Below are 3,182 nucleotides of genomic sequence, written 5' to 3'. Positions count from 1 at the left end.
CGGCCGGGCGCTGCTCGACGGGCGGCCCTACCGCCCGCGCACGGTCGCCGAAGCCGTCGCCCGCGGGGTCGGCTTCGTGCCGGGCGACCGGTTGCGCGAGGGCTGCCTCGCCGAGCTGACCGTACGGGAGAACTTCCTGGCCAATCCCCGCGCGGGGGTCCGGCGGGCACCGCGCTGGATCGGCCCCCGTCGCGAACGCGCCCAGGCCGCCGCCCTGATCGACCGGTTCTCGGTACGCCCCCGCGACAGCGAGGTCCCCATCACCACCCTCTCCGGCGGCAACCAGCAGAAAGTCATGATCGGCCGCTGGCTGCGGACGGGACTGCGGCTGCTCATCCTCGAAGAGCCGACCGCGAGCGTGGACGTCGGCGCCAAGGCCGCGATCCACCGCCTGCTCGACGAGGCGCTCTCCGCCGGCCTCGCGGTCCTGCTGCTGTCGACCGACTTCGAGGAGGTCGCGGGTGTGTGCCGGCGCACCCTGGTCTTCGTGCGCGGCTCCGTGACGGCCGAGCTCAGTGGCAGCGCCCTCACCGTCGCCGGGCTCACCCGGGCGGCCTCGGCCATGCCCCCGTCCAACCCCGGGAACCCATGACGCCGCCGCCCCCTCCCGCCCCGCCCCGGGGCCGTTCGGGACGCCTTCGCCGCCCCGGCGGTCACCACATCGGCGCCTACGGCCTGCTCGTCCTCACCGCCCTGCTCTACCTGGTCTTCTCCCTCGCCCTGCCCGACACCTTCCCCACGCTGGCCACCCTCGACTCGATCCTCTCCAACCAGTCGATCCCGGCCGTCCTCGCACTGGCCGCCACGGTGCCCATCGTGACCGGAGCGTTCGACCTCTCCATCGGCTACGGCCTGGGCCTCGCCCACGTGATGGTGCTGCAGCTCATCGTCAACGAGGGCTGGCCCTGGCCGCTCGCCTGCCTCACCGTGATCGCCGGCGGGCTGGTCGTGGGAGTCCTCAACGGCGTCATCGTGGAGTTCGGCCGCATCGACTCCTTCATCGCCACCCTCGGCACCGGCAGCATGATGTACGCCGTGACCGGCTGGGTCACCGACGGCGGCCGGATCGTCCCCGGCCCGCAGGGCCTGCCGCCCGCCTTCACCGACCTCTACGACTCCTCGTTCCTCGGCCTGCCGGTCCCCGCCTTCTACGTGCTCGCCCTCGCGGGTCTCCTCTGGCTGGTGCTGGAGCGACTGCCGATCGGCCGGTACCTGTACGTCGTCGGATCGAACCCACGCGCGGCGGACCTCGTCGGCATCCCCACCCGCACCTACACCGTCTACGCGTTCGCCGCCTCGGGCCTGATCGTCGGATTCGCCGGTGTGCTGCTCGCGGCCCAGCAGCAGATCGGCAACCCGAGCGTCGGACTCGACTACCTGCTGCCCGCCTTCGTCGGCGCCCTGCTCGGCTCCACGGCGATCAAGCCCGGCCGGCCGAACGCCCTCGGCACCGTCGTCGCCGTCGCCGTGCTCGCCGTGGGCCTCACCGGCATCGCCCAACTTGGCGCCGAGTTCTGGACGGTCCCGCTGTTCAACGGCGCGACCCTGCTCATCGCCGTGGGCCTCGCCGGATACGCCGCCCGCCGCAGGCTGCGCGGCGGTGCCGCCCGCGACGCGTCCGCCGCGCAGCCCCCGCCACCGTCCTCCCCGGCGCCGGAGGGCGGCACGACGGGCACGCCCCCCTGAACCGCTTCGGCAGGCCCCGCCACGTCGATCCCCCCACAGGAGCTCCCGTGCACCGCACCCCTAAGGCCGCCCCCGGAATCCGCTTCGCGCGGCTCGCCTCCTGCGCCCTGCTGGCCGCGGCGACCGCACTGGCCGGCTGCGAACGCGGCTCGTCGGAGGGCGCGCACGAGACGACGACGGGCCCGAGTGGCTGCCCCGCCGTCCAGGACCGGGCCCAGCGGGCCGTCGCCGGGGCGGAGCGCGGCGACATCCCCTGGGTTTGCCCCACCAGCGGTCCCGGAGGCCGTCTTCTTGTTTAGTTTCCTCGTCTACCTCGCCCAGACCATGACCAATCCCGGCGTCGCGGGCGCCGCACAAGGGGTGCGGGAAGCCGCGCGGGTCATCGGCTGGACCGTCCGGGTGATCGACGGCGGCGGGACCCCCGCCGGTATCCAGGCGGCCATGAGCGAGGCCGTGGCCCTCAGGCCCTCGGGCATCGTCGTCGGCGGGTTCGACCCCGACTCGACGGCGTCACAGGTCGCCCGTGCCAACGCCCAGGGCATCCCGCTCATCGGCTGGCACGCGGTCCCCGACCCCGGACCCAGCCGGCAGCCCGACCTCTTCACCAACGTCACCACCCGGGTCCAGGACGTGGCCCGCATCAGCGCGCAGTGGATCATCTCCGACTCGCGGGGCCGCGCCGGGGTCGTGGTCATCACCGACGCGTCGATCCCCTTCGCCCGGAACAAGTCCGACCTGATCAGGAAGGAGCTCGCCGACTGCGGGGGCGTCGACGTGCTCTCGGTGCAGAACATCCCGATCCCCGACGCGAGCAGCCGCACCCCGCGGGAGGTCTCCTCCCTGCTCTCCCGGTTCCAGGACCGGTGGACGCATTCCGTCGCCATCAACGACCTGTACTTCGCCGACGCCGCCCCAGCCTTCCGCGCGGCCGGCGAGAAGGGGTCCGGGCCGCCCTTCAACATCGGCGCGGGCGACGGCGACCCGTCCGCCTTCCAGCGCATCAACAGCAGGCAGTACCAGGCCGCCACCGTGCCCGAGCCGCTGTCCCTCCAGGGCTGGCAGATCGTCGACGAGTTCAACCGCGCCTACTCCGGCCGCCCCGCGAGCGGGTACGTCGCCCCCGTCCACGTCGCCACGGCCGGCAACAGTGAGGGCACCAGCACCTGGGACCCGACGGGCTACCGGGAGGCCTACCGGACGATCTGGGGGAAGTGACGACCGGTCAGGGTTCCGATCCCTTCACGGAACATGCACGGAACCTCGGAAACCCTTTAAGTTTCAAACGCTAGTCTCGCGTCAGTCGAGTGGCCGCCGGGAGTCGAACCGAGCGGGGCCCGCCCATGGCGGCACTCGCGCCCCCCACCAGGCACAGGAGACTCGGTGTGTACGACGGCGACGTAGTGGTGATCGGCCGGCCGGCTACGCCGGCGTCCGGCTGGCGAAGCGGCTGGACGGGACGGCCCGGGTCACGCTGGGTGGACCGCAAGGAGGTCTTC

2 protein-coding genes and 2 pseudogenes are annotated in these 3,182 nt (G+C 73.0%); all 4 read left to right on the top strand.

Annotation, left to right across the window (positions count from 1 at the left end; all coding sequences use genetic code 11):
- Window positions 1-592, top strand: a 592-nt coding sequence (locus tag SSQG_RS04740; protein ID WP_039931954.1) for an ATP-binding cassette domain-containing protein, incomplete at its 5' end; no start/stop codon positions are given.
- A complete protein-coding gene (locus SSQG_RS04735) occupies window positions 589-1,686 on the top strand; it encodes an ABC transporter permease (protein ID WP_003988568.1) in 1,098 nt (365 codons plus the stop codon). The genes SSQG_RS04740 and SSQG_RS04735, both read left to right, overlap by 4 nt.
- Before the next feature lie 47 nt (window positions 1,687-1,733).
- Window positions 1,734-2,901 (top strand): annotated as a pseudogene (locus tag SSQG_RS04730) (substrate-binding domain-containing protein).
- A 167-nt stretch (window positions 2,902-3,068) separates the two neighbouring features.
- Window positions 3,069-3,182, top strand: a pseudogene (locus SSQG_RS43910) (NAD-binding protein); the annotation flags it as partial.

Source organism: Streptomyces viridochromogenes DSM 40736, from assembly GCF_000158955.1.
In the GTDB taxonomy this organism is placed as follows: domain Bacteria; phylum Actinomycetota; class Actinomycetes; order Streptomycetales; family Streptomycetaceae; genus Streptomyces; species Streptomyces venetus.
Note: the sequence above shows the minus strand (reverse complement) of the source record. Positions and strands in the feature narration are given on the sequence as shown.

Bases quoted from the DNA above. Each gene is read 5' to 3' on its own strand.
- SSQG_RS04735 (WP_003988568.1), top strand. From the start codon at position 589: ATGACGCCGCCGCCCCCTCCCGCCCCGCCCCGGGGCCGTTCGGGACGC.